The organism is Massilia sp. BKSP1R2A-1 (assembly GCF_050586525.1).
In the GTDB taxonomy this organism is placed as follows: domain Bacteria; phylum Pseudomonadota; class Gammaproteobacteria; order Burkholderiales; family Burkholderiaceae_D; genus Telluria.
Window position 1 is genome coordinate 1 of the sequence record NZ_JBOBRE010000017.1, and the last position, 26,522, is coordinate 26,522.

The window sequence follows — 26,522 nt, forward strand, 5'->3', positions numbered from 1 at the left end:
AAATAGAAAAGCCCCTCAACCCCAGCGGCGTGACCGGTGAGGTGAGGGAGCTTGCTGGTTTTGTCATTAGCGCCGTTCATCTTTGGTTACCTGCCGGCGTGCTGGTCGCTACGACCGGATGAGGCGTTTCGCCTGGTGCTTCAGAAAAATACCTTCCACGATCTTCTTGATGACATGCTTCTCGTCGGCGTCTAAGCCGCTGACGCCTTAGAGCAGGAGTAGCAAGATGTCGTCCGGCTGCGCTCGCCCGCCTCGAAAATCAGTTCGTTGGTGGTGACGCTGATCGTGACGACCAGCTTCTTGATGACGTCGAAGGTCGATCGCGAGGTACCGCTTTCGTAGCGGTACACCTGAGTCTAAGTAAATGCTGATCAACTCTGCCAGCGCTTCCCGGGTAAGCCCACGTTGCTTGCGCATGACGGCAAAGCGTTCGGACAAGGGCATGTCGTAAAACTTGGCAGAACCCGAAGTAAATTAATTCGGTTGCTTGAGTAGCCAAGCCGTCGGGAGGTGAGCGATCCAAACTGGCCTCGCACAAAGCCGGACGAAGTATCAGGACGTGTGCCAAATGCGCGACAGATCGTTTAAGCACCCAGCCATATTTACGTTCATGTGACATTTCGAGAGATTTTATTCTCAGCACATACCTATAATTTTCTAGTCAGAATAATCTCCTAAGCCGTCTGTGGACGTCCTCCCCCGCCTCCGTTTTTCCTTCGCCCGTTGGTTTGACAACGCTCCGGCTTCCCTCGTCGTGGCGAGCGTCGGCGCGGTCGCGATTGTGACAGCACTCGGATGGGCCGCCATGAAACACGAGGAGGTTGCCCAGGCCTCAGACCAGCTTCTTCAAGCCGAACAGCTGCCCCTGCCTAAGCGAAACGTATCTCAGCCTTCAAGCAGCGCAGACACATTGCCGCTTTTTTCCGGCGCTGCGCTCGTGCAGGGAATGAATAGCGTTGCCAAGGACGTGGCCATCCCTTTCGACGAAGCAGTCTATATGCTCGATAGCTCGGCTGCCATGCCCTACAAAACTTACCGCGTCACGATAAAGACAGTCGCAGGCTACGCCGAGATACGACGCTTTCTTCCCGCATTGGCCGCAGAGCTCCCCAATGTGCACCTGGACACGATCCACTGTGTACGGCCGGACCTGGCCGCTACAACGTTGAGCTGCGAACTTGCATTCTCCGCTTTCTTCAGCAAGGCAGCCCGTGAATAGTCCCGCACGCCGCCGTTGGGCGGTGATATTGACGGCCTTGGCCGCGACAGTGGCTGCCATTTTCTATCCAGTCGACGAAGCGTTTCCTGAGCAAGCAAGGGCAAACGCACCGGCACCGAAAACGGTCGCGCCGAGTGCACTGGTGAACGTGAACGAAACGCCTGCTAACACGCCCTGGATTGCTTCGGACGAAAACCCGTTCGCGCCGCGCGCGTGGGAACCACCATCGCCGCCTCCGTCTGCGCAAACACGCGAAGTTCAAACGGTGGAAATTGCGCAAGCGCCGGCCGAGCAACCCCCACCGCCACTTCCCTACACGTTCCTGGGCCAAATGCAAAACGATGGCGAGCAGATTCTTTACCTCGGACGGAGCGACCAGGTGCTCTTGGCCCGCAAGGGGGATGTGCTGGAGAGCAGCTACAAGGTCGTCGAGGTCAGTAGCACCCAGGTCGAATTCGAATCAGTCCAGTCAGGGATCAGGCAAGCCTTGCCGATTCCTGCGCAGTGAAAGTCGTCATGCGAAGAACAATGTATCGATGGGGCAGCATGGCACTGGCAACCGCCTTCCTCACCGGTTGCGCCGCACAGGTGCACCACGAAAATGGCACGGATGCCCTGGAAGCAGGCGATTACCCCCGCGCGGTGCAGGAGCTGGCGCAGGCATCGAAGCTGGCGCCAGGCGACCTTGCTTATCGTCGCGATGCATTGCGTGTGCGCGAAACGGCGAACGAAGCCTTGTCGAACACTGCCGCTGATGCACTTGCGGCCGGCGAAAGGCAGAAGGCCGAGCAGGCGTATGCCACCATACTCAAATACGATCCCGCCAATGCCCGTGCGTTAGCCGGTTTGGAAGCACTGCGCGAGCTGGCCCTGGCCGATGAAGACGTCAAGCAGGCAAGGGTAGAGTTGGGGCGGGGTGACCAGGTTCATGCGAATGAGTTGATTGTCCGTGCACTCAAGCGCGCACCGGGCCATGTCGGCGCGAAAGGCGTGCGCCGCGAACTCGATGCGCTGCAGGCCCAGCAATCGATGATTGCGCCCAGCCTCGACCAGGTGTATCGCAAGCCGATCAACCTGGAGTTTCGCGATACGAGTATCAAACTGGTATTCGACGCTTTGTCACGCACGACTGGCATCAATTTCATTTTCGACCGCGACGTGCGGCCTGACCAGCGCACTACCGTGTTCCTGAAGCAGACTTCCCTGGATGACGCGATCGATGTCATCCTATCAACCGGCCAGCTCGAAAAAAAGGTGCTCAATCCAAGCAGCGTCCTGATCTATCCGAGTACCCCAGCCAAACTGCGCGAGTATCAGGACCTGATGGTGCGCGCGTTTTACCTTGCCAACGTGGAGGCCAAGCAGGCTGCCACCATGCTCAAGACCGTCCTCAAGCTTAAGGACGTGTACGTCGACGATAAATACAATCTGCTGGTGCTGCGCGAAAGCCCAGAAACAATCGGCCTGGCGGAAAAGCTGATCCGTCTGCAAGACCTGGAAGAGCCCGAGGTCATGCTCGAGGTCGAGGTGTTGGAAATTAACCGTTCACGTCTGCTGAACGCCGGTATTCAATGGAGCAGCCAGTTGACCGTGGCGCCCCTGTCCGGTTCAGGCGCCGTCCCGGGCAGCGGGACCTCGACGGCGACGATGAAGTTGAGCGACCTGAAGTCGTTGACGTCGAATGGACTCGGCATTACCGTCCCCAGCGCCACCATCAACTTGCAAAAGACGGACGGCGACGCCAATCTGCTTGCCAATCCGCGTATTCGGGTTCGCGATCGCGAGAAGGCGAAAATTCTCATCGGCGACAAGGTCCCTGTGGTAACGACAACCAGCACCAACAACTTCGTGACCGAGAATATCCAGTATCTGGACGTCGGTCTCAAGCTGGAAGTCGAGCCGGACATCCACTTGCGCGACGAGGTAGGCCTCAAGCTCTCGCTGGAAGTGAGTTCGCTGGTGTCCTCGGTGAAGACCAACAACGGTTCCCAGGCATACCAGATCGGCACTCGCAATTTTTCCAGCGCCCTGCGCCTGCGCGACGGTGAAACGCAGATCCTGGCGGGTCTGATCAGCGACGAGGATCGCAGCTCGGCCAATCGTATTCCGCTCATCGGCCAGTTGCCGGTACTCGGCCGCTTGTTCGGCAGCCAAAGCGACACCCGCCAGAAAACGGAAATCGTTCTGTCCATCACCCCACGCCTCATTCGCAACATCCACCGCCAGACGCCGGCGGCGGAATCGTTCTGGTCGGGTACGGAAGCGGTCTTGCGCGACCGTCCGCTGCAGTTGCGCGCCGTGACTCCCGATGGCGCTGCAGGTACTACGCCGGCGGCGGCAGCTGGCGCGCCTGTTCCAGCTCCCGTTGCCCCCGCAGCTGCGCTCGTGACGCCTGCCAGCGGCCCGGATGCCCCCAGGATGACGTGGGAAGGGCCTGCCGCAGCCAAGGTGGGTGAGCCGATCCAGCTGTTCTTGTCGATGGATAGTCCCGAGATGCTGCGTGCGGCTTCGCTACAGGTGGCGTTCAACCCTGCTGAGTTCGAACTGGTGTCGCTGACGGAAGCGGGTTATTTCGGTAAGGAGAAGGCCACGTTCAGTAAATCGGTGGACGTGAGCGGCCGCGCTTCGGTCGGCATCAAGGCGCCCGACGATCAACCGGTCAAAGGAACGGGACGGGTGCTCGCGCTGACCCTCAAGCCGCTTGCCGCCAACCCTGGCGCGTCCGTCTCCCTGATCGCCATGACACCGATTGGCGCGAACAAGTCGGTCGGCCGTCCGGCTTTGCCCGCGGCCCACAAGATCGCGGTGGCGCAATGATTCGGCGTGCTACATGGCGAAACGGTGGATTCAGCCTGATCGAGCTGCTCGCGGCCGCCGCGATCATCGGCATTCTGGCATCGGTTGCCGTGCCGGTCATCGAAACGACCGTCAGGCGTAACAAGGAACGTGAGCTGCGCCAGGCCTTGCGCGATATTCGCGGCGCGATCGATGCCTACAAACAGGCCGCTGCGAGTGGCCGGATCGAGGTCGACACGGATGCGTCGGGTTATCCGCCGTCCCTGATCGATTTGAGCGCCGGCGTCGAAGACAAGACCAACAAGGGGGGACCGAAACTGTATTTCCTTCGCCGTATTCCGCGCGATCCTTTTTTCAGCGACTTGTCCGTCCCGGCGGCGGAGACCTGGGGCAAACGCAGTTTCGATTCTCCGCCAGACGCGCCCAGCGAAGGAGACGACGTCTTCGACGTCTATTCACGCTCGCCGCTGACTGGATTGAACGGTCTGGAATACAAGCAATGGTAAGGATGCGCTCACGCGGGTTCACGATGATCGAGCTGCTGGTCACGCTGGCGATCCTTGGCTTTCTGGTCGCGGTGGCGGCCCCGCGCTACTTTGGCAACATGGACCGAGCCAAGGAGGACGTGCTGCGTGAAGATTTGTATGTGATGCGTGATGCGATCGACAAGTTCTATGCCGATCGCGGCCACTATCCGGACGCGCTGGACGACCTGGTGAAGGAACATTATCTCCGCAAGATCCCGATCGATCCGTTTACCCAAAGTGCGCGCAGTTGGGTGCCGGTGCCGCCTGCCGATCCATCCCTGGGCGCCGTGGCGGATGTGCGCAGCGGGGCGCCGAATACGGGGCGCGATGGTACGTGGTTGAAGGATTGGTAAGGATGCGGCCACAGCGCGGATTCAGCTACGTGATCGTCATGTTTCTGGTAGCGATGCTGTCGATCGCCAGCATAAGAGCGCTGCAGAATACATTGACTGCCGAGCGCCGTGACAAGGAGGCCGAGGTGCTGTGGCGCGGCATCGCGTATCGCGAGGCAATCCGGCTCTACTACGATAACTCTCAGGGTACGCACAAGCGGTACCCGGAGCAATTGGAAGATTTGTTGCATGACACGCGATTGACACGGCCGACGCGACCGCTGCGTAAGTTATATGCGGACCCGTTCACGGGGGGCAAGTGGGGCGTCGTGCGCAACGACGCCGGAGCCGTGATCGGCGTATATCCCCAGTCGGCGCGCCAGCCAATCAAGCAGACGGGCTTTCCTCCCGAGCTGGCGGCGTTCGCGAATGCAAAGCAGTACAGCGATTGGAAATTTGTTTATCAACCCACTAGCAAATAGGACGAGCATGCGTACCCGTTTCACCCATCCTTTATTGCCGCGCACGCGCGGGTTCACTTTGCTGGAGCTCCTGGTGGTGATCGTCATCATCGGCCTGCTCGCCGCTTTCGTCGCTCCCAAGTACTTTGGCCAGATCGGACGATCCAAGGCCCAGGTCGCCCGTGCGCAGATTGAATCGTTCGATAAAGCACTGGATCAGTTCCGCCTCGACACGGGGCACTATCCGACCACGGAGGCAGGCCTCGTCGCCTTGTTCGTCCAGCCGGCCAATGAACCGAACTGGCACGGCGCCTATCTCAAAAAAGGCTTGCCAGCCGACCCGTGGGGCAAGGCTTACATCTACAAGGCGCCAGGCAGCGAAGGGCGTGAATATGAGATCGTATCCCATGGCGGCGACGGCCAACAAGGCGGTACGGGTGAAAACGCCGATATCGTGAGCTGGAACTGACTAATGCAATACCGCGTCAAGCAACTTACGCCGGAGATGGCCATCGTCGACAAGGTCGTCGACGCGGCAAGCGAAGCCGAAGCGCGCGAACTGATCGCAAGCACTGGTGGCAATGTCGTTGCTATCCGGGCGGTTCGTCGCGGCAGCTTTGGGGGCGGTAACAAGGCGCTCGACCTGAGTGTGTTCAACCAGCAGATGCATTCCTTGCTTGAAGCAGGGCAAACGGTAGTCGACGCCATCGAAATCCTGAGCCGGAACGACCGCAAGGGTGGAAGCAAGGCGGTGTATGACGTCCTGCTGCGCAGCCTGCATGGCGGTAAACAGCTATCGGTGGCAATGGAAGGATTGCCCTCGGTGTTCCCCCCACTGTATGTAGCGATGGTGCGCTCCAGTGAAACCACCGGCACGGTGCGTGCCTCGATCCGCCGCTTCCAGCTGTATCAGCAGCAGGTGGATACCTTGCGCGGCAAATTGCGGGCTGCAGCAACCTATCCGGCGATCCTGCTTGCGGTGGGCTTTCTCGTCATCTCCTTCCTGATGCTGTATGTGTTGCCCCGATTTAGCGCCGTGTACGAAGATGCGGGCACCATGAATGCGGGGAGCGCAGGCTTCGTGCAATGGTGGGGCGGTTTTGTGCGCGACAACGAAGCATTGGCTTGGGGCGGATTCCTCGTGCTGATCGTGGCATTGACGGGCCTGGTCATCCATCCCGCGGTCCGGCGCGCGGCTTTTCGCAAGCTTCTCGCCACGCCATGGGTGGGCGAGCGGATCTGGGTCTTGCAGTTAGGACGCTTTTACCGCACGCTCGGCATGCTGCTGCACAGCGGAATCAGTGTGCTGGCCGCCATGCGCATGACCCGCGCTTCACTGCCAGCAGCCATGCACGGCCAGCTGGACAAGGCCACGCGCCTGATCAGCGAGGGTATCCCGATGTCTACCGCCCTGCGTGACTGCAGCCTGGGCACCGAAGTCGCGATCCGTCTGCTGGTGGCCAGCGAATCGTCGGGCAACATCGACCACATGATGAACCACATCGCCGACTTCTATGATCAGGAAACGTCGATGTGGGTCGACACCGCCGGACGGGTGATCGAACCGGCTCTCATGCTGGTGATCGGCCTGGTGGTAGGTGCCGTCGTCTTGATGCTCTATAGCCCGATCTTCGATCTGGCCAACATTGTTTAAGAAAGTCCGCCTTGCCTTTTACCCTTCAGGAAATTGCGCGAATCAGCGCGGAGCAGCCACTTCGCTGGCTTGATTCGCTCACCGTGCATGCCGGTATGCCGCGCAGTGATGTCCTCGGCCAGTGCGCGCGCTTGCTCGGTTACACCTTGATGTCCGAGGAGCAGGTCAACGCCTTGTTGCCGGAGTTCAGCGTTGTCGAGTACGCACAGATGGCCGAGCGCCTGGCACTGATTGCCAGGGCGCCGGGCGGAGAACGGCAGGCCGTCATTGGCCAGCCTTTTCTGCCTTCGCTGGGCAGCTGGCTTGCCGCCCATGGCGTGTCCGATGTGTACATGGCCGATCCGCAGCTCGTTCTTGCAAAGCTGGAAACCCATGAGGCGTCATACAGTGCTGTTGCCGATGCTGTTGGCGAGGAGGACGCCAGCAGCATCATCCAGCGCGAGGCGGGTGCGGAACTGACGCTGACGTCCATCCAGGGCGAAGCAAGCCCTGCGGTAAAGCTGATCAATTCAACGGTGTTCGACGCACTGCGTCTTGAAGCCAGCGATATCCACCTGGAGTCGCTTCCCCAAGGCTTGCTGATCAAGTTTCGTATTGATGGGGTGCTGAATCGCATCGCCATGGTGTCCAATCCTGTGCTCGCCGAGCATTGCATCGCCCGCATCAAGGTGCTGGCGGAACTGGACATCGGTGAAAAGCGCGTGCCGCAGGATGGGCGCTTTCGGGTCGCGTCGAAAGGCCGCGATATCGACATCCGCGTCTCGATCATGCCGAGTATTCATGGCGAGGATGCGGTGCTGCGGGTGCTGGACAAGAAGGCGCTGATGGACAGCGTGCAGCGACTGACCCTCGATTCCCTGGGGTACGACGCCAGGACCATCCAGTTGTTGCGGCGACTGGCCGCCGAGCCCTACGGCATGATGCTGGTTACCGGCCCGACCGGCAGCGGAAAGACCACGACCTTGTATGCCGCTCTTACCGAAATCAATCATGGAGAAGACAAGGTCATCACGATCGAAGACCCGGTCGAATACCAGTTGCCGGGCGTTCTGCAGATTCCTGTCAACGAGCGCAAGGGATTGACGTTCGCAGTCGGGCTGCGCTCGATCCTGCGTCACGATCCGGACAAAATCCTGGTCGGGGAGATCCGTGATCCTGAAACCGCACAGATTGCGGTGCAATCGGCGCTCACCGGACACATGGTATTCACCTCTGTGCATGCCAACAATACATTCGATGTGATCGGCCGTTTCATGCACATGGGCGTCGATCCCTACAATTTCGTCTCGTCGCTCACGGGTGTGGTGGCGCAACGGCTGGTGCGCCAGAACTGTCCACAGTGTGCAGAGCCGGTCGAGATCGATGCGGCGCTGCTCGAAGAATCCGGCATCGAGGACGCGCAACATTACCGGTTTCGCGCTGGACGTGGGTGCGAGCTGTGCCGCAATACCGGTTACAAGGGCCGTCGCGCCATTGCGGAAGTACTTCGCCTGACCGATGAAATCAGGGAGATGATCATTGCACGTGCTTCCATTCGCGCGCTGAAGGAGCAGGCGCGCAAGGAGGGAACACGGTTCCTGCGCGACGTCGCGCTCGATCTCGTGCGCGAGGGGCACACCACACTGCAGGAGGTCAACCGTGTTACGTTTGTGGCCTGAACCGCGCTTGCTCGCCGGCGTGTTTCCCGACAGTGCCTGGCTGCGCCGTCCGAACGGCCAGGAAGTCAGCCGTTTCGGCTGCACGGATGCCAGCGGTCTTGGTCTGGCTGACGCATTGGAGAAACTTCTCGCTGAGCAAGCACTGCCCCGCCGCGCGCGCGTCGAACTGGTCGTATCCGACCAGTTCGCACGGGTTGTGCATTTGCCCTGGCAGCGGGGGCTTACGGACGAATCGCAGCGTACTGCATACGCGCAGGCATGCTTCGAACGTACAGGGCTGGGTGTGGACGGCGACTGGTTGATTCAGCCTTCTTATCGGCATTTTGCAGCCGATGGCATTGCGTACGCATTGCCACGCGCGGTGGTCTTGCAAGTCCGTGACTTGCTGCTGTCCCGCGGAATGACACTGTCGACGATCTTGCCGGTGTCGGGAGCGGCCTACTGGCGCTATGGGAGCGGCCTGCATCGACAGCGCAGCATCGTGCTGCTTGAAGAAAGTCGCCGGGTCAGCGCCATGCTGTTCGAGCGGCGCAAATATGCCGGGATGCATGTCCAACCGTCCGGAACAATGTCGGGCGACGCGCTACGTCGCCTGCTCAACACCGTGAATGCAAGCTTCTCAGGGGCCCAGCACATCCAGTACTGGACGGCAGCAGCAACCGGTGGGCGCCAGGAGCTCATCAAGGAAAGCATGCCTGATGCAACATTTAAAGCGCTCGACCTTGGGCGATGGCATTGAACATGGATGAATTATCGCGCTATCTGAAACCAGTTCCGCGCTACACGTGGGTATGGTGGTTGCTATCGACTCTGCTCATTGCCGGGAGCATCTGGGGCGCCAAGGAAGCTCACCGGCTGCATGAACTGTCGCTTGAACAACAAGAGCAACTTGCGGCACTACAGCGGTCACGTCGGGTTCCACCGCCACCGAAGCCGACCCGGGCTGCGCTTGAAGCGGAACGCCGCTGGGCTGCACTGAGGCAGGAGCGCAGCTTCTCTTGGTACCCGCTGTTCGCCGCCCTTGAGAAAACCAGTCATCCCGATATTGCCTTGCTTGAATTTGTGCCCGACAAAAGCGCCGGCACACTCACGCTACGTGGAAATGCCCGGACGATAGAAGCGCTGACGGAGTATCTGAGTGAACTGGCTAAGGAACCCTCCTTTCGGGACGTTCATTTAGCTCAACAGAAAAAGCTCCAGCAGGGTGCGCTGTTTGTGATCGCATTTGAGATACGAATGCAATTGCGTGGAAACGGTCCAAACGGGCATCCAACCCAGCGCTGATACAAAGTCATCTTCTCAAAAGCAAGTCTATGGCAAGGTCGCCTTTTCTAGCGCGTCCAGCCACCGGATCGCCTGCTCGCGGCTGCTGCCGCACATTTCCATCGAGGGCTGCAGGCCGCCGCAGAAGGCGGGACGTTCCGGCTTGCCGAAGATGCGGCAGCGGTTGTCCTCGGCCAGCTGCACGCAGCGCACGCCGGCCGGCTTCCCCTTGGGCATGCCGGGGATCGGGCTGGTGATCGAGGGAGCGGTGCAGCAGGCGCCGCAGTCGCTGCGGCATTGCATGGAGAGGGAAGGGGAGTTCATAAGCGCTGGAAGTATACCCGCCTTGCCGCCCGAAGCGGGCGCGTCGCCGCTGCATTTCCTGCTACGTTGTGCCTATCGCACAGTGCTCGTGGAGGCCCGCATGTCCAGTCCCCTGAAACCCCTGAACCGCCAGGTCATGGTGATCACCGGCGCCACCAGCGGCATCGGCCTGGCCACCGCGCACGAGGCGGCGAAGCAGGGCGCGAAGCTGGTGCTGGCGGCGCGCGGCGCCGACGTGCTGGACGCCGTGGTGCAGGGGCTGGTGGACCAGGGCTTCGATGCCTTTGCGGTGGTGGCCGACGTGGCCGAACGCAGCGACGTCGAGCGCATCGCCCGGATTGCGATCGAGCGCTTCGGGCGCATCGATACCTGGGTCAACAACGCCGGCGGCACCATCTACGGGCGCCTCGACGAGGTGAGCGAGGAAGACAGCCGGCGCCTGTTCGACATCAATTTCTGGGGCATGGTGCATGGCTCGCTGGTGGCCTTGCCTTACCTGAAACGCCAGGGCGGGGCCCTGATCAATCTCGGCAGCGAAGCGTCCGAAGTGGCGATTCCCATGCAGGGCATGTACTCGGCCAGCAAGCACGCGGTGAAGGGCTTTACCGATGCGCTGCGCATCGAGATCGAGCAGGTCGACCAGGCCCCGGTCTCGATCACCCTGATCGAACCAACCGCGGTCGACACGCCGCTGCCGCAGCATGCGCGCAATTACATGGACCGGGAGCCCCGGCTGCCTTCGCCCCAGGTCGACCCGCACCAGGTCGCCGGCGCCATCCTGCATGCGGCCGTGGTCCCGATGCGCACCGTGCGGGTCGGATTGGCGGCCGGGCTCGACATCATGCTGGTACGGCTCGCGCCCGGCGTGGCGGACAGCCTGTCGGTGCTGCAGGTGCCGCGCCAGCAGCGCGACTGCCCGCCGCGCGAACCGGGTGGATCCCTGTACGCCTCGCGCGCGAATGGCCGTATTTATGGACTGGGCGGGAACTAGCCGTATTGGTATTGACAGTTTCGTCCAAACAACGTTTCGATTGACTGCTCTACAGGCCCCATCTATATTCTGTGGCCCATCAGTTAGTTTCTAGGAAGAAACATGCAATGCAGCAAGCCGCGCTGGGAACGCCGCAAGGATGCCCGTCCACAGGAGCTCCTTGGCGCCGCAATCGACCTGTTCGTGGAACGGGGCTTCGCAGCCACGCGCCTGGAGGACGTCGCGCGCCAGGCCGGCGTGTCCAAGGGCACCCTCTACCTGTATTACACGAACAAGGAAGAGCTGTTCAAGGCCGTCGTGCGCGAAAGCATCGTGCCCGTGATCGGCGAAGCCGAGGTCTCGATCACCGCCTTCGAAGGCCATAGCGGCGACCTGCTGCGCATGGTGATGCTGAACTGGTGGCAGCGCGTGGGCCAGAGCAAGGTGTCCGGCATCAGCAAGCTGATCATGGCCGAAGCGGGCAATTTCCCCGAGCTGGCCAAGTTCTACCAGGAAGAAGTCATCACCCGCGGCACCCGCATGATCTCCTCCATGCTCGAGCGCGGCGTGGCGCGCGGCGAGTTCCGCAGCATCGACGTGACCCAGATGACGCAGGTCCTGATCGCGCCCATGATGATGCTGATCACCTGGAAGCACTCGGCGGTGGCGCCCTGCGACTGCGCCGAGCTGCAGCCCCAGGCCTTCCTCGACGCCTTCCTCGACATGGCCCTGCACGGCCTGCTGCCGCCGGCCGGCCAGCAGCCTGCCTGAGTTGCCGTTTGCATCATTGCGCCGTTTTTCAGGCGTTCAACCCCTCCAAACTGCAGACTGTCGCAATTTACCCTGGTCCCGGGGAGCCCATCGCTAAGATGTGCGTCCTGAGGCCGTTCAACGATAAAATATCGGATTATTTATTTTTCCACCGAGAACTCAGATGAATATCGAACAAGCCCGCTTCAACATGATCGAACAGCAGATCCGCCCGTGGAACGTCCTCGACCAGGACGTGCTGGACATGCTGCACGTCGTCAAGCGCGAACAGTTCGTGCCGGCGGCCTACCAGAACCTGGCGTTCGCGGACGTCGAGATCCCGCTGCCGGGCGGTGAAGCGATGTTCAACCCGAAGGTCGAAGCACGCATCATGCAGGAACTGGCGGTCAAGAAGCACGAGAACGTCCTCGAAATCGGCACCGGTTCGGGCTATATGGCGGCACTGCTGGCGCACAAGGCGCGCCACGTGACTACCGTGGAGATCCAGCCGGAAGCGGCCAAGCTGGCGCGCGAGAACCTGGCCAAGGCCGGCGTCGACAACGTGACCGTCGAAGAAGGCAATGGCGCGGCGGGTTGGGAAAAGGGTGCGCCGTACGACGTGATCGTCGTGTCGGGCGCGCTGCCGGTGCTGCCGGAAGCCCTGGTGAAGCAGGTGAAGGTGGGCGGCCGCCTGGCGGTGATCCTGGGCGAAGCCCCGGCGATGAGCTTCAACATCGTCACCCGTACTTCGGAAACGGCGGTCGACACCGTGAAGATTTTCGAAACCATCGCCAAGCCGCTGACGGGTGCGCAAGCGCCGTCGCGCTTCCAGTTCTGAGGCCGCGATGCAGCACGTGACCGCCCCCGAGTTGGCCGCCAGGCTGGCCGACCCGGCGCAGGAACAGCCTTTGTTGCTGGACGTGCGCGAAAACTGGGAATTCGAGACCTGCCATATCGCAGGCTCGACCCAGATACCGATGCACCTGATCCCGCTGCGCGCCGGCGAACTGCCGGACGAGCGCGAGATCGTGTGCATCTGCCACCACGGAGCCCGCAGCATGCAGGTCGCGAGCTTCCTGGAACGTAACGGATTTGAAAACGTAACGAACCTGACGGGCGGAATACACGCCTGGGCCGTACAGGTCGATCCTTCGATGCCGAAGTATTGACCTGATTCCAAACTTTTGATGACTCCTGTGGAGAACGCAATGCAGAAACCCCTACTTGCCGTGCTGCTTGCCAGCGCATTTTGCTCGCTGAATGCAAGCGCGGCCGACCTGATCCAGGTGTACCAGCAGGCACTGGCCAACGACGCGACCTTCGCAAGCGCGCGTGCGTCGGCAGCCGCCGGCCGCGAGCGGATCAACCAGGGGCGTGCAGGGCTTCTCCCGACGGTGGGCATCACCGGCAGCATGATCAAGAACGACCGCGAGGACTCTCCGTGGAACGAAGGCGCGGTAGTCGGCAGGGACCCGGTTACCGGCGTCGAAACCCGCGTGCTCGGCGGCGGCTCGAACCTGCGTACCTCGCAGTGGTCGCTCGCGCTGACCCAGCCGCTGTTCCGCTGGGCCAACTGGGAAACCTACCAGCAGAGCAAGCTGCAGCAGGCCGTCGCCGAAGCGCAGTTCGCCCAGGCCCAGCAAGACCTGATCACCCGCGTCGCCCAGGCCTACTTCGACGTGCTGGCGGCCCAGGACAAGCTGGAATCGACCCGTGCCCAGAAGACCGCGGTGACCGAGCAGCTGGCATCGGCCAAGCGCAACTTCGAAGTCGGCACCCAGACCATCACCGACACCCATGAAGCGCAGGCGGCCTATGACCTCGTGATCGCCCAGGAATTCGCGGCCGTGAACGACCTCGACAACAAGCGCAATGCTCTGCAGGCCATTATCGGCACGGAGCCGGCCACCCTGGCGCCGCTCAAGAGCGGCATCACCCTGAACGCGCCGTCGCCTGCGAACGTCGACCCGTGGGTGTCCTCGGCCGAGAACCAGAACTACGGCGTGACCGTGTCGCAGTTGCAGGTGGAGCTGGCCAAGCGCGAAATCTCCAGGACCCGCGCCGGCCACTATCCAACCCTCGACCTGGTGGCAGGCCGTACCCGCACCCAGGTACATGGCCAGGCCGCCGCCTCGGGTATCGGCACCAACAACAGCATCGGCGTGCAGTACAGCGTGCCGATCTTCAGCGGCTTTTCCGTCACCAGCCGCGTGCGTGAAACCATCGCCCTGGAAGACAAGGCGCGCAACGACCTCGAAGCCAACCGCCGTCAGGCCGCCCTGCTGGCGCGCCAGTCCTACCTTGGCGTGAACAGCGGCATGGCCCAGGTCAAGGCGCTGGAAGCGGCGGAAGTGTCGAGCCAGTCGGCGCTGGAATCGAACAAGCTGGGTTACCAGGTGGGCGTGCGCATCAACATCGACGTGCTGAACGCGCAGCGCCAGCTGTACCAGACCCGCACCGACCTGTCGCGTGCACGTTACGACACCATCCTGAACGGCCTGCGCCTGAAGGCGGCCGCCGGTTCGCTGCGCGAGTCCGACCTGGCTGCGGTGAACAACCTGCTCGAAAAATAAGCGTCCGCGGCAGGGCGACCTGCCTGTCAATTGTTAAAAAGCCCGCACCTTCCCGGTCCGGGCTTTTTCTTTATGGAATGCGCTAAGCGCTTGATTTCACCCTGAAATAGTTGACGCACGACAAGTCGTGCGTAGGCGGATTTTTTTGCAAAACTGATAAACTGGCAAGGTTAATGCTTAATTAAACGGCAGGCTGCAAGGGCCTGCTGGCACTGGTGCTCCAGAATCAGATTTCTATTCCCTAAGGATAAATAACATGCAAAAGAATATCGCGATCGTCGGCGCCGGTTTCTCCGGGGCCGTCATTGCTCGCCAGCTCGCGGAAGCCGGCTACAACGTCGAGATCTTCGAATCGCGCCCCCACATCGCGGGCAACTGCCATTCCGAACGCGATGCCGAGACCGGCGTCATGGTGCACATCTACGGTCCGCACATTTTCCACACCGATATCGAGCGCGTCTGGGAATACGTGAACCGCTACAGCCGTTTCATGCCTTACGTGAACCGGGTCAAGGCGATCACCAACAACAGCGTCTACACGCTGCCGATCAACCTGCTGACCATCAACCAGTTCTTCGGCAAGACCTTCCGCCCGGCCGAAGCCCAGGAATTCCTGGCCTCGCTCGGCGACAAGTCGATCGAGAACCCGGTCACCTTCGAAGACCAGGCGCTGCGCTTCGTCGGCCGCGAGCTGTACGAAGCCTTCTTCAAGACCTATACCGTCAAGCAGTGGGGCATGCAGCCGACCGAGCTGCCGGCCAGCATCCTCAAGCGCCTGCCGGTGCGCTTCAACTACGACGACAACTACTTCGCCCACAAATACCAGGGCATGCCGGAAGACGGCTACACCGCGCTGGTCGAGAAGATCCTCGACGTGCCGGGCGTGACCGTGCACCTGAACACCACCTTCGATCCGGCCAACAAGGGCGACTACGCCCACGTGTTCTACAGCGGCCCGATCGACGCCTGGTTCAAGCACACCGAAGGCCGCCTGCCTTACCGCACGCTGGACTTCGAGGTCTTCCGCGACACCGGCGACTACCAGGGCAATGCCGTCATCAACTACTGCGACGACAGCCAGCCCTATACCCGCATCACCGAGCACAAGCACTTCTCGCCGTGGGAAAAGCACGAGAAGACGCTGATGTACAAGGAATACAGCCGCCAGTGCGAAGAGAAGGACATTCCCTACTACCCGATCCGCCAGGCGCGCGACAAGCAGCAGCTCGAACGCTACGTCAACGTGGCGCGCGAGGAGCCGAACGTGACCTTCGTGGGCCGCCTGGGCACCTACCGCTACCTGGACATGGACGTGACCATCAACGAAGCGCTGTCGACGGCAGACAAGTTCCTGGAGTGCGCGCAGAACAACGAGCGCATGCCGGCCTTCGTGATCGACCCACTCGCTTGATGTTCGTAGGGTGGACGGCTTCGCCGTCCGCGCGTTCACATCACGTGGCTCGGCCCGCTCCCTTGCTCGCATACGTGCGCTGAACGCGTGGGCGGGGGACCGCCCACCCTACGGTTATTGGCGCTTACGCCACGCGATCATCTCCGCGATCGTCAGGATCGGGAAGCCGTGCAAGGCGGCGAATTCCTCGATCTGCTCGCCGCGCATCATCGTTCCATCCGGATTCATCAACTCGCACAGCGCCGACGCAGGCTGCAGGCCCGCCATGATGGCGAGCTCGGCCGAGCCTTCGGTATGGCCAGCACGCCGCCCGGCGTGGCGCGCAGCGGGAACACGTGGCCCGGATGCACGGGGCCGCCCAGGCCCTGCAGGGTGGAACTTAACTGCTCAGTCCGGCGCCGGCCGCATTGTCCTTGCGCTCGATGAGCTCGACCTTGTAGCCGTCCGGATCGGTAATGAAGGCGATCACGGTGGTGCCGCCCTTGACCGGGCCCGGCTCGCGGGTGATGTTGCCGCCGGCCGCGCGCACGGTGTCGCAGGTGGCGTAGATGTCTTCGGCCGAGATGGCGATGTGGCCGTAGGCGGTGCCCATGTCGTAGCTGTCGACCCCGTAGTTGTAGGTCAGCTCGAGCTCGGCGTGGTCGGGGTTGCTGCCGTAGCCGAGGAAGGCCAGCTTGTACTTGTACTCGGGGTTGTCGCTGGTGCGCAGCAGTTTCATGCCGAGCACATTGGTGTAGAAGTCGATGGAGCGTTGCAGGTCGCCGACGCGGAGCATGGTGTGCAGGATGCGCATGGGGGTGTCTTTCTGAGGATGAATCGGAAAGGGGGCATTTTATGCGCTGGGCGCGGTTCTTGCAGAGCGGCAGCCGGATGCCGCGCGAACGGGCATCCGGGAGTTGAACGCGCGGTCGGCGGAGCCGACCACCCGACAAAAGCTATCAGTTTTCGAGTTTCGAGCTCAGCGTGATCTCGGCGTTCAGGAGCTTCGACACCGGGCAGTTTTCCTTGGCGGTGGTCGCCGCCTTGTCGAAGGCTTCCTGGCTGGCGCCGGGGATCTTCGCGACCAGGTCGAGGTGCACGGCGGTGATCGAGAAGCCGCCTTCGACCTTTTCCATCGAGACGGTTGCCGTGGTGCGCAGTTCCTGGGCCGTGAGGCCGGCCTGGCCGAGCTGGCCGGACAGGGCCATCGTGAAGCAGCCCGCGTGGGCGGCGCCGATCAGTTCTTCGGGGTTGGTGCCGGGACCGTCCTCGAAGCGGGTGTTGAAGCCGTATTGCGAATCCTTGAGCACGCCGCTGCCGGTGGATACCGCGCCCTTGCCGTCCTTCAGGCCGCCGCTCCAGACGGCGCTGCCATTGCGTTTGATCGTCATTGCTGTTTCCTTTATCGGTTCTTGCCCGGTTCCGAGTCGACGGAATCGTGGCGGTTCATCGAGCGGTGGCGGTCGGGCTGCGGCTTGGCCTGGCCGGTGGCGCCGGGCGCCGGGTCGACGGCGCGGTCCAGGCCTTCGTCGTTGGTGCCGTAGCAGTCGGTGTTCTGCAGGCCCTGGGCGATGTCTTCCGCGGCCTGCTTCATGACGCCGCGCGGCTGCTGGTCCTGGGCGTCCGGGCTCTCGTCGCGCTCGTGCGGCTGGCGCTTGACGTCGTCGCCCTGTTGGATCGGTGCCTTCGTGTTGACGAAGCGGTCTTTGGTTTCGGTCACCATGTTGCTCTCCTTGCATGTGCTTTGACTGAATCCTAAGCTTTCGCCGCCAAAGGAGTCGCGCAATTGGACCGGGCCGTGGGATTAAGAGATGCTTTTTTGCAATTGAACCGTTAACATGGCGTTTGGATTAGCCGCCTGGACCGCACCGTGACCACCGACGCCCTCATCGAACACCAGCACGCCGCCACTTGCAAGAACTGCGGCGCCACGACCGCCGGCAATTTCTGCCACCAGTGCGGCCAGGCCACCCACCTGCACGTGCCGAGCGCGCGCGAATTCCTGCATGAATTCATGGCGCACTACGTCGCCATCGAGGGCAAGCTGTGGAATTCTCTCAAACTGCTGCTGTTCAAGCCGGGCCTGCTGAGCCGCGAATACATCGAAGGCCGGCGCGTGCGCTACGTCGAGCCGCTGCGCCTCTACCTGAGTTTCAGCATCATCTTCTTCGCCATGATGAAACTGAGCGGCGTCGACATCATCAATGTCGGTGGACGGACCGACGCACCGGCCGCGATCAGCGCCCCGGCCGGTACGCAGCCGCCGCAAACGGGAGAATCCGCGGAGTTCCTGAAAGTGAGGGCGGACACCGTTGCCTGGCTCGGAAAGCGCAACCCGGCGGTGGCCGAGCGGGCGGCGCGCTTTCTCGACCTGCCGGAAGCGCAGCGCAAGGAAACGGCAAAGCGGGTTTTCTACAGCTATACCCCATATGCGATCTTCCTGATGATGCCGGTCTTCGCCCTCTACCTGAAGCTGCTCTACCTGGGTAAGGGAAGGCGCTACGGCGAGCACTTCCTGTTCGCCCTGCACAGCAATGCCTTCGCCTTCCTGATGCTGAGCCTGTTCATCGCGGCGGACGGCTGGAACTTCGTGCGCTTCGTCCTGCTGACCTGGCTGCTGTTCTACCTGCCGACCGCGATGCGGCGGGTCTATGGCGGCGGGCGAGCCATGACGGCGCTGCGCTGGATCGTGCTGATGTTCCTGCACCTGGTAACGCTGGTGTCCTTCGTCGTCACCGCGGTATTGAGCGGTTTGCTGCTCTGAACGGCAAATCTTGCCCGCGGCGCGGCGCTCCCTTATACTGTTTATTTGTACAGTCATTTTGCGAGCGCCCGCCGGGGGCGATATAGCAGGCGCAGGGATAATCGGTTAATCTCGCTGCTCCTGACCAACCATCCGATACCATGCCTGTGACGCCTGACCCGCAACAAATCATCGCGCTCGTGGTGCGGCAGAACACCCCCGGCATCGACGAGCCCGTGAAGCGGCTGGTCGACTACCTGGGCGAATCGGGCTACCGCGTGGTGTTCGAGGCCGACACCGCCGCCCACCTGGGGCTGCCGGGCAGCGAAGCCATGAGCGTGGCCGAGATCGGCGAGCGCGCCGACTACGCGGTGGTCATGGGCGGCGACGGCACCATGCTGGGCATCGCGCGCCAGCTCGCCAGGTACGACATCCCGCTGATCGGCATCAACTCCGGGCGCCTGGGCTTCATCACCGACATTCCCATCGACCGCATGGTCCCGGCCCTGGACGAGATCCTCAAGGATGGCCAGGCCAGAGCCGAGGAACGCACCCTGCTGGAAGCCCGCGTGGTGCGCGACGGCGCCGAGATCTATTGCAGCGTCGCCTTCAATGATGTGGTGGTGGCGCGCGGCACCGGCGCCGGCATGGTCGAGCTGAGCGTCACGGTGGACGGCGAATTCATGTACAACCAGCGTTCGGACGGCCTGATCGTCTCGACGCCGACCGGCTCCACGGCCTATGCGCTGTCGGCCGGCGGCCCGCTGCTGCATCCGCGCCTGCAGGGCGTGACCCTGGTGCCGATCGCGCCGCACGCGCTGTCGAACCGTCCGATCGTGGTGCCGGAATCGAGCGAGATCGTGGTCGAGCTGGTCGCGGGGCGCGACATCAGCGTCAACTTCGACATGCAGACCTTCACGAGCCTGCAGTTGGGCGACCGCATCGTCATCTCGCGCTCGCCGCACACGATCACCTTCCTGCATCCGCGCGGCTGGAGCTATTACCATACGCTGCGTGAAAAGCTGCACTGGAACGAATACCCGACCAACGAAGGCAAGCTCACCTGAACCGAGCGCCCACAGGAGACCCGATTTTTCATGCTGCGCACACTTACCATCCGTGACTTCGTCATCGTCGACACGATCGAACTCGAGTTCTCGAACGGCTTCACGGTGTTCACCGGCGAGACCGGCGCCGGCAAGTCGATCCTGATCGACGCGCTGCAACTGGCGCTCGGCGGGCGCGGCGACGCGAGCATGGTGCGCGAAGGCGCGGCCAAGGCCGACATCACCGCCGAGTTCACGCTCGGGACCACGGCGCGCGCCTGGCTCGCGGCCAACGAAATCGGTACGGAAGAGGGCACCGCCCTGGTGCGCCGCGTGATCGACAACGCCGGCCGCTCGAAGGCCTGGATCAACGGCGTCAGCGCCACCGCCACCCAGCTGCGCGACCTGGGCGAGATGCTGGTCGACATCCACGGCCAGCATGCGCACCAGTCGCTGCTCAAGCTCGAATCCCAGCGCGAGCTGCTCGACAACCAGATCGCGGTGCGCGACCCCGAGGCCACCACCGACGTGCTGGAGACCCAGGCCACCTACAAGGCCTGGCGCGCCCTGGTGCGCCAGCGCGAGGAATTCGAGACCGACGCGCGCAATGTGCTGCTCGAGCGCGAGCGCCTCGAATGGCAGGTCGGCGAACTGGACAAGCTCGCGCCGAAGGCCGGCGAGTGGGCCGAGATCAGCAACGAGCACAGCCGCCTGTCGCATGCGGCCAGCCTGCTCGACGGCGCGCAGGAAGCGCTGCAGGCGATCTCGGAATCCGACAGCCCGATCCTGTCGCAACTGTCTTCACTCAACTCCAAGCTCGGCAAGCTGGTGGACGTCGATGCCCAGCTGCAGGCCGTGCTCGACTGCATGGAGCCGGCCCGCATCCAGCTGCAGGAAGCGGTCTACGCGCTGAACAACTACATCGACAAGGTCGAGCTCGACCCGGACCGCCTGCGCGAAGTCGACGCCCGCATGGAGGCGCTGCACAGCGCCGCCCGCAAGTTCCGCACCACGCCGGAAGAGCTGCACGAGGAACACGCGTCCCTGAAGGCCAGGTTGCAGCAGCTGGCCGACGCCAGCGACCTCGATGGCCTGCGCAAGCAGGAAGAGAAGGCCAAGGCCGCCTACATGGCGGCGGCGCGCCGCATGTCGAAGCGTCGCGCCGCGGCAGCCGTCGAGCTGGGCCGCCAGGTCACGGCCGCGATGCAGGAGCTGAGCATGAGCGGCGGCAGCTTCGCCGTCGCGCTGAACGAAGCCGAACCGGGCGCGCATGGCCTGGAGCAGGTCGAATTCCTGGTGGCCGGCCACACTGGCGTGGCGCCGCGTCCGCTGGCCAAGGTCGCCTCGGGCGGCGAACTGGCGCGCATCTCCCTGGCGATCGCCGTGATCACCGCCCACGCCACCACCACGCCGACCCTGATCTTCGACGAGGTCGATACCGGCATCGGCGGCGGCGTGGCCGAGGTGGTGGGGCGCCTTCTGAAACGCCTGGGCCAGCAGCGCCAGGTGCTGTGCGTGACCCACCTGCCGCAGGTGGCCAGCCAGGCCAACCAGCACTTCCAGGTGGCCAAGGGCGCCACGAGCGAAGGCCGCACCGTCTCGCGCATCGACGTGCTCGACAGCCGCGCGCGGGTGGAAGAGGTGGCGCGCATGCTGGGCGGGATCGAGATCACCGAGACCACGCGCAAGCATGCGCGGGAGCTGTTGGCTTCGTAAATCTTTTTTGGTCTTCGTAGGGTGGTCGGCTCCGCCGACCGCGCGTTCAACTCCCCGTAGAGCAGACGCAGCGTCTATTCATGCGCTGGCTGAACGCGTGGGCGAGGGACTCGCCCACCCTAGCGTCATCCTCCTTTCACCGTTCTGTGGCAAAGTAGCCAACGTTCCGCATCCGCGGTTCCATCCACGACAACACAGGAGGAAGTCCAAATGAGCATCGACAAAGTGCTGTACCGCGCCCAGGCCACTTCGCAAGGCGGCCGTGAAGGCAGCTCGAAAAGTTCCGATGGCGTCCTGAACCTGCAACTGAGCACCCCGAAGGAACTCGGCGGCGGCGGCGGTCCCGGCACCAATCCCGAGCAGCTGTTCGCAGCCGGTTATTCGGCCTGCTTCCTGGGCGCGCTGAAATTCGTCGCCGGCCAGGCCAAGGTGGCGCTGCCGCAGGATCTCACCGTGACCGGCGACGTCGGCATCGGCCAGATCCCGACCGGCTTCGGCATCGAGGTCGACCTCACCGTCAACGGCCCGGGCATGGACCAGCAGCAGCTGCAGCAACTGGTCGACAAGGCCCACATCGTCTGCCCGTATTCGAATGCCACGCGCAACAACATTGACGTCCGCCTGCGCGTCACGACTTGACCCGCTGTTGTAAGCCTTCCACATGCGCGGTGGGAGGGGAGGCCAATTTATAATAGCGGCTTCCTCTCCACCTTCCTTGCTCATGCCATTCAGAAAAGAACCGCCTTTCACCCACGGTACCGTGCCTGGAAACGCCATCGTGCTGGTCAATCTGGGCACTCCGGACGAGCCCAGCCGCAAGGCCGTGCGCCGTTACCTGAAGCAGTTCCTTTCCGATCCGCGCGTGGTGGAAATTCCCTCGAAGGTGTGGTGGTTCATCCTGAACTTCTTCATCCTGCCCTTCCGCTCGGGCAAGTCGGCGGCCAAGTACCGCACCATCTGGACCCGCGAAGGCTCGCCGCTCAAGGTCCACACGGCGAAGCAGGCTGCGCTATTGGGCAAGCAGCTGGCGGAACGCGAACATGAGAACGTGAAGGTGGTGATGGCGATGCGCTACGGCTCGCCTTCGCTGCCCGAGGTGCTGGACCAGCTCAAGGCCGAGCACGTCGAGCGCATCGTGGTGCTGCCGGCCTATCCCCAGTATTCCGGCACCACCACGGCCTCGGTCTGGGACGCCGTCTACGCCTACTTCGGCAAGAGCCGCAACGTGCCCGAGCTGCGCCTGGTGAAGCACTACCACGACCACGAGGGCTATATCGAGGCGCTGCGCGAGCGCGTCGAATCGTATTGGGAAACCCACGGCCGCGGCCAGAAGCTGGTGATGAGCTTCCACGGCATCCCGAAGCGCACCCTGCTGCTGGGCGACCCCTATTTCTGCGAATGCCACAAGACCGCGCGCCTGCTGGCCGTGGCCCTGGGCATGGGCGCGGACGAGTACATCGTCACCTTCCAGTCGCGCTTCGGCAAGGCCGAATGGCTGCAGCCCTACACGGCCCCCACGGTGCAGGAACTGGCGCGCCAGGGCCTCGAGCGCATCGACGTGATCTGTCCCGGTTTCACCAGCGACTGCCTGGAAACCCTGGAAGAGATCAATATGGAAGTGCGGCACGACTTCGAGTCCGCCGGTGGCAAGGAATTCCACTACATCCCCTGCCTGAACGACTCGCCGGCCTGGATCTCGGGCCTGGCCGAGATCGCCGAACAGCACCTGATCGGCTGGCCCACCATCCTCACCCCGGCCCAGCGCGCGGCCCAGAAGCGCGACGCACAGGTGGGCGCACAGTACGCGGCCCAGTTGGGCGCGCCGGCCAGTGTTGCCGACCTGTTAAAATAAACGGTTACGCGACGACCGAGTCACGCTGTTGCGTAGGGTGGGCGGTCCTCCGCCCACGCGTTCAGCCAGCGTATGAAAGGATGAAGCGTCTGCTCATCCGGAATGTGGACGCGTGGGCGGGGACCGCCCACCCTACGAATGCCAGGGCGACGCACTGATCCCGACGTAGCACAGCCACGCGAGCACCGCGAAGGTGTATAGCACGACAGCGCCACTGATCAGTTGAAGTCTCATGATGGTTCCCCGATGCTTGTTGCAAGCTTCACAGGAAGGTTAAGACTTTTCTTGGGGAAATGATTGCGGTAAACCGTAAATCTTGTAACAAATGATTTCCACTTTTTCAGCTTGTATCTCTGCAATACCCCTTGAAAATGTAGGAGATCGCCCCATCTGGTGCGCTGTACATCAGGCAGGATCCTTGTCAATTTAGTCAAGTCCTTGATTCTAGGAGTTTTTTTCGATGCAAGACCAAGATAAGCAAGAGGTGTCCCAGCAGCAGGCCCAGGCCGATGCCGCCACCTCTGCCGCGAACGAAGCCGCACAGGCAGGCGCCGGCCAGGCGGGCGTGCCGCCGGCCGCCGAGCCGGCACAGTCGGACCTGGAAGCCCAGCTGAGCGCCACCGAAGCCAAGCTGGCCGAAACCCACGATGCTTTCATGCGCGCCAAGGCCGACGCGGAAAACATCCGCCGTCGCGCCCAGGAAGACGTGAGCAAGGCGCATAAATTCGCCATCGAAAGCTTTGCCGAGGCCATGGTGCCGGTGCGCGACAGCCTGGAAATGGCGCTCAAGGTCGAGACCCAGACCGTGGAAGCGATCAAGGAAGGCGTCGAAATGACGCTCAAGCAGCTCACCGCCGCCTTCGAGAAGAACCGCCTCGTGGAGGTGATGCCGCAACCGGGCGAGAAACTCGACCCGAACAAGCACCAGGCCGTGGCCGTGGTGCCGTCCGAGCAGGAGGCCAATACCGTGGTCGCCGTGCTGCAGAAGGGCTACATGATCGCCGACCGCCTGCTACGTCCGGCCATCGTGACGGCAGCTGCGCCGAAGTAAGTGCTAACGGCGCGCTGACGGGACGGATCTTGCGGCGGCTGAGTATCGCCGCCGCTCCCCCTTGAAAGCACGCAGTTTTTCCCAATATTCGAATCCATCCGAAACTACAGTATTTAAAAGGAAAACAAATCATGGGCAAGATCATCGGTATCGACCTGGGGACCACCAACTCCTGCGTCGCCATCATGGAAAACGGCCAGCCGAAAGTCATCGAGAACGCTGAAGGCGCGCGCACCACGCCGTCGATCATCGCGTACCAGGAAGACGGCGAGATCCTGGTCGGCGCGCCGGCCAAGCGCCAGGCGGTCACCAACCCGAAAAACACCCTGTTCGCCGTCAAGCGCCTGATCGGCCGCAAGTACGACGAGAAGGAAGTCCAGAAAGACATCGCCCTGATGCCTTACCAGATCGTCAAGGCCGACAACGGCGACGCCTGGGTCGGCGTGCGCGACAAGAAGCTGGCTGCCCAGCAGATTTCGGCTGAAGTCCTGCGCAAGATGAAGAAGACCGCCGAAGACTACCTCGGCGAAGAAGTGACCGAAGCCGTCATCACCGTGCCGGCCTACTTCAACGACTCGCAGCGCCAGGCGACCAAGGACGCCGGCCGCATCGCGGGCCTGGACGTCAAGCGCATCATCAACGAGCCGACCGCGGCCGCGCTGGCATTCGGCCTGGACAAGACCGACAAGGGCGACCGCAAGATCGCCGTGTATGACCTCGGCGGCGGCACCTTCGACGTCTCGATCATCGAAATCGCGGACGTGGACGGCGAGAAGCAGTTCGAAGTGCTGTCGACCAACGGCGACACCTTCCTGGGCGGCGAAGACTTCGACCAGCGCGTGATCGACTACATCATCGACGAGTTCAAGAAGATCAACGGCCTCGACCTGTCGAAGGACCCGATCGCCCTGCAGCGCATCAAGGCTTCGGCCGAGCGCGCGAAGATCGAGCTGTCGTCCTCGCAGCAGACCGAGATCAACGAGCCCTACATCGCGATGGCGAACGGCGCGCCGGTCCACCTGAACCTGAAGATGACCCGCGCCAAGCTGGAAGCCCTGGTCGAGGAACTGATCGTCAAGACCATCGAGCCATGCCGCATCGCGATCAAGGACGCCGGCGTGAAGGTCTCGGACATCGACGACATCATCCTGGTCGGCGGCATGACCCGCATGCCGAAGGTGCAGGAAAAAGTGAAGGAGTTCTTCGGCAAGGATGCACGCAAGGACGTGAACCCGGACGAAGCCGTCGCCGTCGGCGCAGCCATCCAGGGCTCGGTCCTGTCGGGCGAGCGCAAGGACCTGCTGCTGCTGGACGTGACCCCGCTGTCGCTGGGTATCGAAACCCTGGGCGGCGTGATGACCAAGATGATCCACAAGAACACCACGATCCCGACCAAGTTCTCGCAGGTGTTCTCGACCGCCGACGACAACCAGCCGGCCGTGACCATCAAGGTCTACCAGGGCGAGCGTGAAATCGCAGCGGGCAACAAGAGCCTGGGCGAATTCAACCTCGAAGGCATCCCGCCGGCGCCGCGCGGCACCCCGCAGGTCGAAGTGACCTTCGACATCGACGCCAACGGCATCCTGCACGTGGGCGCGAAGGACAAGGCCACCGGCAAGGAAAACAAGATCACCATCAAGGCCAACTCGGGCCTGTCGGAAGAAGAAATCCAGAAGATGGTGAAGGACGCCGAGCTGAACGCGGAAGAGGACAAGAAGGTCAAGGAACTGGCCGAAGCCCGCAACCAGGGCGATGCGCTGGTGCACTCGACCAAGAAGTCCCTGACCGAATACGGCGACAAGCTGGAAGCCGGCGAGAAGGAAGCCATCGAAGCGGCGATCACCGACCTGGAAGGCGCGATCAAGAGCGGCGACAAGGCCGACATCGACGCCAAGACCTCGGCGCTGTCGAGCGCGGCGCAGAAGCTGGGCGAGAAGATGTATGCCGACATGCAGGCCCAGCAGGCAGGCGCGGCCGGCGGCCAGCAGCCGGGCGCCGAAGCGTCGGGCCAGCAGCCGCAGCAGGACGACGTGGTCGACGCCGACTTCAAGGAAGTGAAAGACGCGAAGTAACCTCCGGCGTGGCGGGGCGGGGCGCGAGCTCTGCTCCGCAACACGGAACCACCGAGCCGCTGCGACCGAATGGTTCCCGGCTCGGTTTTTTTGCATACCGTATTACCGTTTTTAGACAGGCAAGG

Annotated in this window: 28 protein-coding genes and 1 pseudogene; 24 read left to right on the forward strand and 5 right to left on the reverse strand. The window is 62.5% G+C overall.

Features of this window, described 5'->3' with window-relative positions; all coding sequences use genetic code 11:
• The first annotated feature begins 805 nt into the window (after positions 1 to 805).
• From ACQ7JA_RS21675 to ACQ7JA_RS21725, 11 genes are read left to right on the forward strand one after another with little or no spacing between them, the layout of a single operon-like run.
• Positions 806 to 1,219, forward strand: coding sequence for a hypothetical protein (locus ACQ7JA_RS21675; protein WP_430901611.1), 414 nt, complete (start codon positions 806 to 808; stop codon positions 1,217 to 1,219).
• The gene (locus ACQ7JA_RS21680; protein ID WP_430901613.1) at positions 1,212 to 1,727 is read left to right on the forward strand and encodes a hypothetical protein; all 516 of its coding nucleotides are present in this window, start codon (positions 1,212 to 1,214) and stop codon (positions 1,725 to 1,727) included. The genes ACQ7JA_RS21675 and ACQ7JA_RS21680 overlap by 8 nt, the downstream gene beginning before the upstream one ends.
• A 38-nt stretch (positions 1,728 to 1,765) precedes the next feature.
• On the forward strand, positions 1,766 to 4,036 hold the full coding sequence (locus ACQ7JA_RS21685; protein WP_430901615.1) for a secretin N-terminal domain-containing protein: 2,271 nt from the start codon (positions 1,766 to 1,768) through the stop codon (positions 4,034 to 4,036).
• Positions 4,033 to 4,521 carry a type II secretion system protein gene (locus ACQ7JA_RS21690; RefSeq protein WP_430901617.1) on the forward strand — a complete coding sequence of 163 codons (489 nt, stop codon included), beginning with the start codon at positions 4,033 to 4,035 and terminating at the stop codon, positions 4,519 to 4,521. The genes ACQ7JA_RS21685 and ACQ7JA_RS21690 overlap by 4 nt, the downstream gene beginning before the upstream one ends.
• 2 nt (positions 4,522 to 4,523) lie before the next feature.
• Complete coding sequence (locus tag ACQ7JA_RS21695; RefSeq protein ID WP_430901832.1) at positions 4,524 to 4,895, forward strand: type II secretion system protein; 372 nt, start codon at positions 4,524 to 4,526, stop codon at positions 4,893 to 4,895.
• Between the two features lie 2 nt (positions 4,896 to 4,897).
• Positions 4,898 to 5,356: a type II secretion system protein gene (locus ACQ7JA_RS21700; RefSeq protein WP_430901619.1), complete on the forward strand. Its 459-nt coding sequence runs from the start codon at positions 4,898 to 4,900 to the stop codon at positions 5,354 to 5,356.
• Positions 5,357 to 5,363: 7 nt separating this feature from the next.
• Complete coding sequence (gspG, locus tag ACQ7JA_RS21705) at positions 5,364 to 5,804, forward strand: type II secretion system major pseudopilin GspG (RefSeq protein ID WP_430901621.1); 441 nt, start codon at positions 5,364 to 5,366, stop codon at positions 5,802 to 5,804.
• A gap of 3 nt (positions 5,805 to 5,807) precedes the next feature.
• Entirely contained in the window at positions 5,808 to 6,989 is a 1,182-nt protein-coding gene (locus tag ACQ7JA_RS21710) for a type II secretion system F family protein (RefSeq protein ID WP_430901623.1), read from the forward strand.
• Between the two features lie 11 nt (positions 6,990 to 7,000).
• Positions 7,001 to 8,647: a GspE/PulE family protein gene (locus ACQ7JA_RS21715; protein ID WP_430901625.1), complete on the forward strand. Its 1,647-nt coding sequence runs from the start codon at positions 7,001 to 7,003 to the stop codon at positions 8,645 to 8,647.
• Complete coding sequence (locus ACQ7JA_RS21720) at positions 8,628 to 9,386, forward strand: hypothetical protein (protein WP_430901626.1); 759 nt, start codon at positions 8,628 to 8,630, stop codon at positions 9,384 to 9,386. Before ACQ7JA_RS21715 ends, ACQ7JA_RS21720 begins: the two co-directional genes overlap by 20 nt.
• A complete protein-coding gene (locus ACQ7JA_RS21725; RefSeq protein WP_430901628.1) occupies positions 9,377 to 9,931 on the forward strand; it encodes a PilN domain-containing protein in 555 nt (184 codons plus the stop codon). The genes ACQ7JA_RS21720 and ACQ7JA_RS21725 overlap by 10 nt, the downstream gene beginning before the upstream one ends.
• Before the next feature lie 27 nt (positions 9,932 to 9,958).
• On the opposite strand, the gene ACQ7JA_RS21730 is transcribed toward ACQ7JA_RS21725, so the two are convergent.
• A complete protein-coding gene (locus tag ACQ7JA_RS21730; RefSeq protein WP_430901630.1) occupies positions 9,959 to 10,234 on the reverse strand; it encodes a YkgJ family cysteine cluster protein in 276 nt (91 codons plus the stop codon).
• Positions 10,235 to 10,334: 100 nt separating this feature from the next.
• On the opposite strand from ACQ7JA_RS21730, the gene ACQ7JA_RS21735 reads away from it, so the two are divergent.
• The 6 genes from ACQ7JA_RS21735 (at position 10,335) to glf (ending at position 15,938) form a co-directional block, all read left to right on the forward strand.
• Positions 10,335 to 11,225 carry an SDR family oxidoreductase gene (locus ACQ7JA_RS21735; protein ID WP_430901632.1) on the forward strand — a complete coding sequence of 297 codons (891 nt, stop codon included), beginning with the start codon at positions 10,335 to 10,337 and terminating at the stop codon, positions 11,223 to 11,225.
• Between the two features lie 102 nt (positions 11,226 to 11,327).
• On the forward strand, positions 11,328 to 11,975 hold the full coding sequence (locus ACQ7JA_RS21740) for a TetR/AcrR family transcriptional regulator (protein ID WP_430901634.1): 648 nt from the start codon (positions 11,328 to 11,330) through the stop codon (positions 11,973 to 11,975).
• A gap of 163 nt (positions 11,976 to 12,138) precedes the next feature.
• Positions 12,139 to 12,792, forward strand: a complete 654-nt coding sequence (locus ACQ7JA_RS21745) for a protein-L-isoaspartate O-methyltransferase family protein (RefSeq protein WP_430901636.1) — start codon at positions 12,139 to 12,141, stop codon at positions 12,790 to 12,792.
• Between the two features lie 7 nt (positions 12,793 to 12,799).
• Positions 12,800 to 13,123 (forward strand): rhodanese-like domain-containing protein, encoded by a 324-nt coding sequence (locus ACQ7JA_RS21750; RefSeq protein WP_258827053.1) that lies wholly within the window; start codon positions 12,800 to 12,802, stop codon positions 13,121 to 13,123.
• A gap of 39 nt (positions 13,124 to 13,162) precedes the next feature.
• Positions 13,163 to 14,527 carry a TolC family outer membrane protein gene (locus ACQ7JA_RS21755; protein WP_430901639.1) on the forward strand — a complete coding sequence of 455 codons (1,365 nt, stop codon included), beginning with the start codon at positions 13,163 to 13,165 and terminating at the stop codon, positions 14,525 to 14,527.
• A 256-nt stretch (positions 14,528 to 14,783) separates the two neighbouring features.
• On the forward strand, positions 14,784 to 15,938 hold the full coding sequence (glf, locus tag ACQ7JA_RS21760) for a UDP-galactopyranose mutase (protein ID WP_430901641.1): 1,155 nt from the start codon (positions 14,784 to 14,786) through the stop codon (positions 15,936 to 15,938).
• 114 nt (positions 15,939 to 16,052) lie between these two features.
• Here glf and ACQ7JA_RS21765 read toward each other — a convergent pair.
• The 4 genes and pseudogenes from ACQ7JA_RS21765 to ACQ7JA_RS21780 all read right to left on the reverse strand — a co-directional run.
• Positions 16,053 to 16,288 (reverse strand): annotated as a pseudogene (locus ACQ7JA_RS21765) (3,4-dihydroxy-2-butanone-4-phosphate synthase); the annotation flags it as partial.
• Positions 16,289 to 16,317: 29 nt separating this feature from the next.
• The gene (gene gloA / locus ACQ7JA_RS21770) at positions 16,318 to 16,731 is read right to left on the reverse strand and encodes a lactoylglutathione lyase (RefSeq protein WP_430901643.1); all 414 of its coding nucleotides are present in this window, start codon (positions 16,729 to 16,731) and stop codon (positions 16,318 to 16,320) included.
• 145 nt (positions 16,732 to 16,876) lie between these two features.
• A complete protein-coding gene (locus tag ACQ7JA_RS21775; protein ID WP_430901645.1) occupies positions 16,877 to 17,308 on the reverse strand; it encodes an OsmC family protein in 432 nt (143 codons plus the stop codon).
• An 11-nt stretch (positions 17,309 to 17,319) separates the two neighbouring features.
• The gene (locus ACQ7JA_RS21780; protein ID WP_430901647.1) at positions 17,320 to 17,640 is read right to left on the reverse strand and encodes a hypothetical protein; all 321 of its coding nucleotides are present in this window, start codon (positions 17,638 to 17,640) and stop codon (positions 17,320 to 17,322) included.
• Between the two features lie 147 nt (positions 17,641 to 17,787).
• Here ACQ7JA_RS21780 and ACQ7JA_RS21785 point away from each other — a divergent pair, with 147 nt between their 5' ends.
• The 7 genes from ACQ7JA_RS21785 (at position 17,788) to dnaK (ending at position 26,397) form a co-directional block, all read left to right on the forward strand.
• Positions 17,788 to 18,681 (forward strand): DUF3667 domain-containing protein, encoded by an 894-nt coding sequence (locus ACQ7JA_RS21785; protein ID WP_430901648.1) that lies wholly within the window; start codon positions 17,788 to 17,790, stop codon positions 18,679 to 18,681.
• A gap of 140 nt (positions 18,682 to 18,821) precedes the next feature.
• Complete coding sequence (locus tag ACQ7JA_RS21790; protein WP_430901649.1) at positions 18,822 to 19,727, forward strand: NAD kinase; 906 nt, start codon at positions 18,822 to 18,824, stop codon at positions 19,725 to 19,727.
• A gap of 30 nt (positions 19,728 to 19,757) precedes the next feature.
• Positions 19,758 to 21,422, forward strand: a complete 1,665-nt coding sequence (recN, locus tag ACQ7JA_RS21795) for a DNA repair protein RecN (RefSeq protein ID WP_430901651.1) — start codon at positions 19,758 to 19,760, stop codon at positions 21,420 to 21,422.
• Between the two features lie 210 nt (positions 21,423 to 21,632).
• A complete protein-coding gene (locus ACQ7JA_RS21800; RefSeq protein WP_258827043.1) occupies positions 21,633 to 22,061 on the forward strand; it encodes an organic hydroperoxide resistance protein in 429 nt (142 codons plus the stop codon).
• An 82-nt stretch (positions 22,062 to 22,143) separates the two neighbouring features.
• On the forward strand, positions 22,144 to 23,274 hold the full coding sequence (gene hemH / locus ACQ7JA_RS21805; RefSeq protein ID WP_430901653.1) for a ferrochelatase: 1,131 nt from the start codon (positions 22,144 to 22,146) through the stop codon (positions 23,272 to 23,274).
• Between the two features lie 460 nt (positions 23,275 to 23,734).
• Positions 23,735 to 24,325: a nucleotide exchange factor GrpE gene (gene grpE, locus ACQ7JA_RS21810; protein WP_430901655.1), complete on the forward strand. Its 591-nt coding sequence runs from the start codon at positions 23,735 to 23,737 to the stop codon at positions 24,323 to 24,325.
• 131 nt (positions 24,326 to 24,456) lie between these two features.
• Positions 24,457 to 26,397 (forward strand): molecular chaperone DnaK, encoded by a 1,941-nt coding sequence (gene dnaK / locus ACQ7JA_RS21815; protein ID WP_430901657.1) that lies wholly within the window; start codon positions 24,457 to 24,459, stop codon positions 26,395 to 26,397.
• The last annotated feature ends 125 nt before the right edge of the window (positions 26,398 to 26,522 follow it).

Excerpts from the sequence above, each read along its gene's own strand:
- ACQ7JA_RS21730 (WP_430901630.1), bottom strand. The coding sequence starts at position 10,234 with ATGAACTCCCCTTCCCTCTCCATGCAATGCCGCAGCGACTGCGGCGCC.
- ACQ7JA_RS21755 (WP_430901639.1), top strand. The coding sequence starts at position 13,163 with ATGCAGAAACCCCTACTTGCCGTGCTGCTTGCCAGCGCATTTTGCTCG.
- ACQ7JA_RS21750 (WP_258827053.1), top strand. The coding sequence starts at position 12,800 with ATGCAGCACGTGACCGCCCCCGAGTTGGCCGCCAGGCTGGCCGACCCG.
- ACQ7JA_RS21735 (WP_430901632.1), top strand. The coding sequence starts at position 10,335 with ATGTCCAGTCCCCTGAAACCCCTGAACCGCCAGGTCATGGTGATCACC.
- recN (WP_430901651.1), top strand. The coding sequence starts at position 19,758 with ATGCTGCGCACACTTACCATCCGTGACTTCGTCATCGTCGACACGATC.
- ACQ7JA_RS21790 (WP_430901649.1), top strand. The coding sequence starts at position 18,822 with ATGCCTGTGACGCCTGACCCGCAACAAATCATCGCGCTCGTGGTGCGG.
- ACQ7JA_RS21690 (WP_430901617.1), top strand. The coding sequence starts at position 4,033 with ATGATTCGGCGTGCTACATGGCGAAACGGTGGATTCAGCCTGATCGAG.
- ACQ7JA_RS21695 (WP_430901832.1), top strand. The coding sequence starts at position 4,524 with ATGCGCTCACGCGGGTTCACGATGATCGAGCTGCTGGTCACGCTGGCG.
- ACQ7JA_RS21780 (WP_430901647.1), bottom strand. The coding sequence starts at position 17,640 with ATGGTGACCGAAACCAAAGACCGCTTCGTCAACACGAAGGCACCGATC.
- gloA (WP_430901643.1), bottom strand. The coding sequence starts at position 16,731 with ATGCGCATCCTGCACACCATGCTCCGCGTCGGCGACCTGCAACGCTCC.
- ACQ7JA_RS21710 (WP_430901623.1), top strand. The coding sequence starts at position 5,808 with ATGCAATACCGCGTCAAGCAACTTACGCCGGAGATGGCCATCGTCGAC.
- ACQ7JA_RS21740 (WP_430901634.1), top strand. The coding sequence starts at position 11,328 with ATGCAATGCAGCAAGCCGCGCTGGGAACGCCGCAAGGATGCCCGTCCA.
- grpE (WP_430901655.1), top strand. The coding sequence starts at position 23,735 with ATGCAAGACCAAGATAAGCAAGAGGTGTCCCAGCAGCAGGCCCAGGCC.
- ACQ7JA_RS21775 (WP_430901645.1), bottom strand. The coding sequence starts at position 17,308 with ATGACGATCAAACGCAATGGCAGCGCCGTCTGGAGCGGCGGCCTGAAG.
- ACQ7JA_RS21675 (WP_430901611.1), top strand. The coding sequence starts at position 806 with ATGAAACACGAGGAGGTTGCCCAGGCCTCAGACCAGCTTCTTCAAGCC.
- ACQ7JA_RS21685 (WP_430901615.1), top strand. The coding sequence starts at position 1,766 with ATGGCACTGGCAACCGCCTTCCTCACCGGTTGCGCCGCACAGGTGCAC.
- glf (WP_430901641.1), top strand. The coding sequence starts at position 14,784 with ATGCAAAAGAATATCGCGATCGTCGGCGCCGGTTTCTCCGGGGCCGTC.
- ACQ7JA_RS21725 (WP_430901628.1), top strand. The coding sequence starts at position 9,377 with ATGGCATTGAACATGGATGAATTATCGCGCTATCTGAAACCAGTTCCG.
- gspG (WP_430901621.1), top strand. The coding sequence starts at position 5,364 with ATGCGTACCCGTTTCACCCATCCTTTATTGCCGCGCACGCGCGGGTTC.
- ACQ7JA_RS21745 (WP_430901636.1), top strand. The coding sequence starts at position 12,139 with ATGAATATCGAACAAGCCCGCTTCAACATGATCGAACAGCAGATCCGC.
- ACQ7JA_RS21700 (WP_430901619.1), top strand. The coding sequence starts at position 4,898 with ATGCGGCCACAGCGCGGATTCAGCTACGTGATCGTCATGTTTCTGGTA.
- ACQ7JA_RS21800 (WP_258827043.1), top strand. The coding sequence starts at position 21,633 with ATGAGCATCGACAAAGTGCTGTACCGCGCCCAGGCCACTTCGCAAGGC.
- hemH (WP_430901653.1), top strand. The coding sequence starts at position 22,144 with ATGCCATTCAGAAAAGAACCGCCTTTCACCCACGGTACCGTGCCTGGA.
- dnaK (WP_430901657.1), top strand. The coding sequence starts at position 24,457 with ATGGGCAAGATCATCGGTATCGACCTGGGGACCACCAACTCCTGCGTC.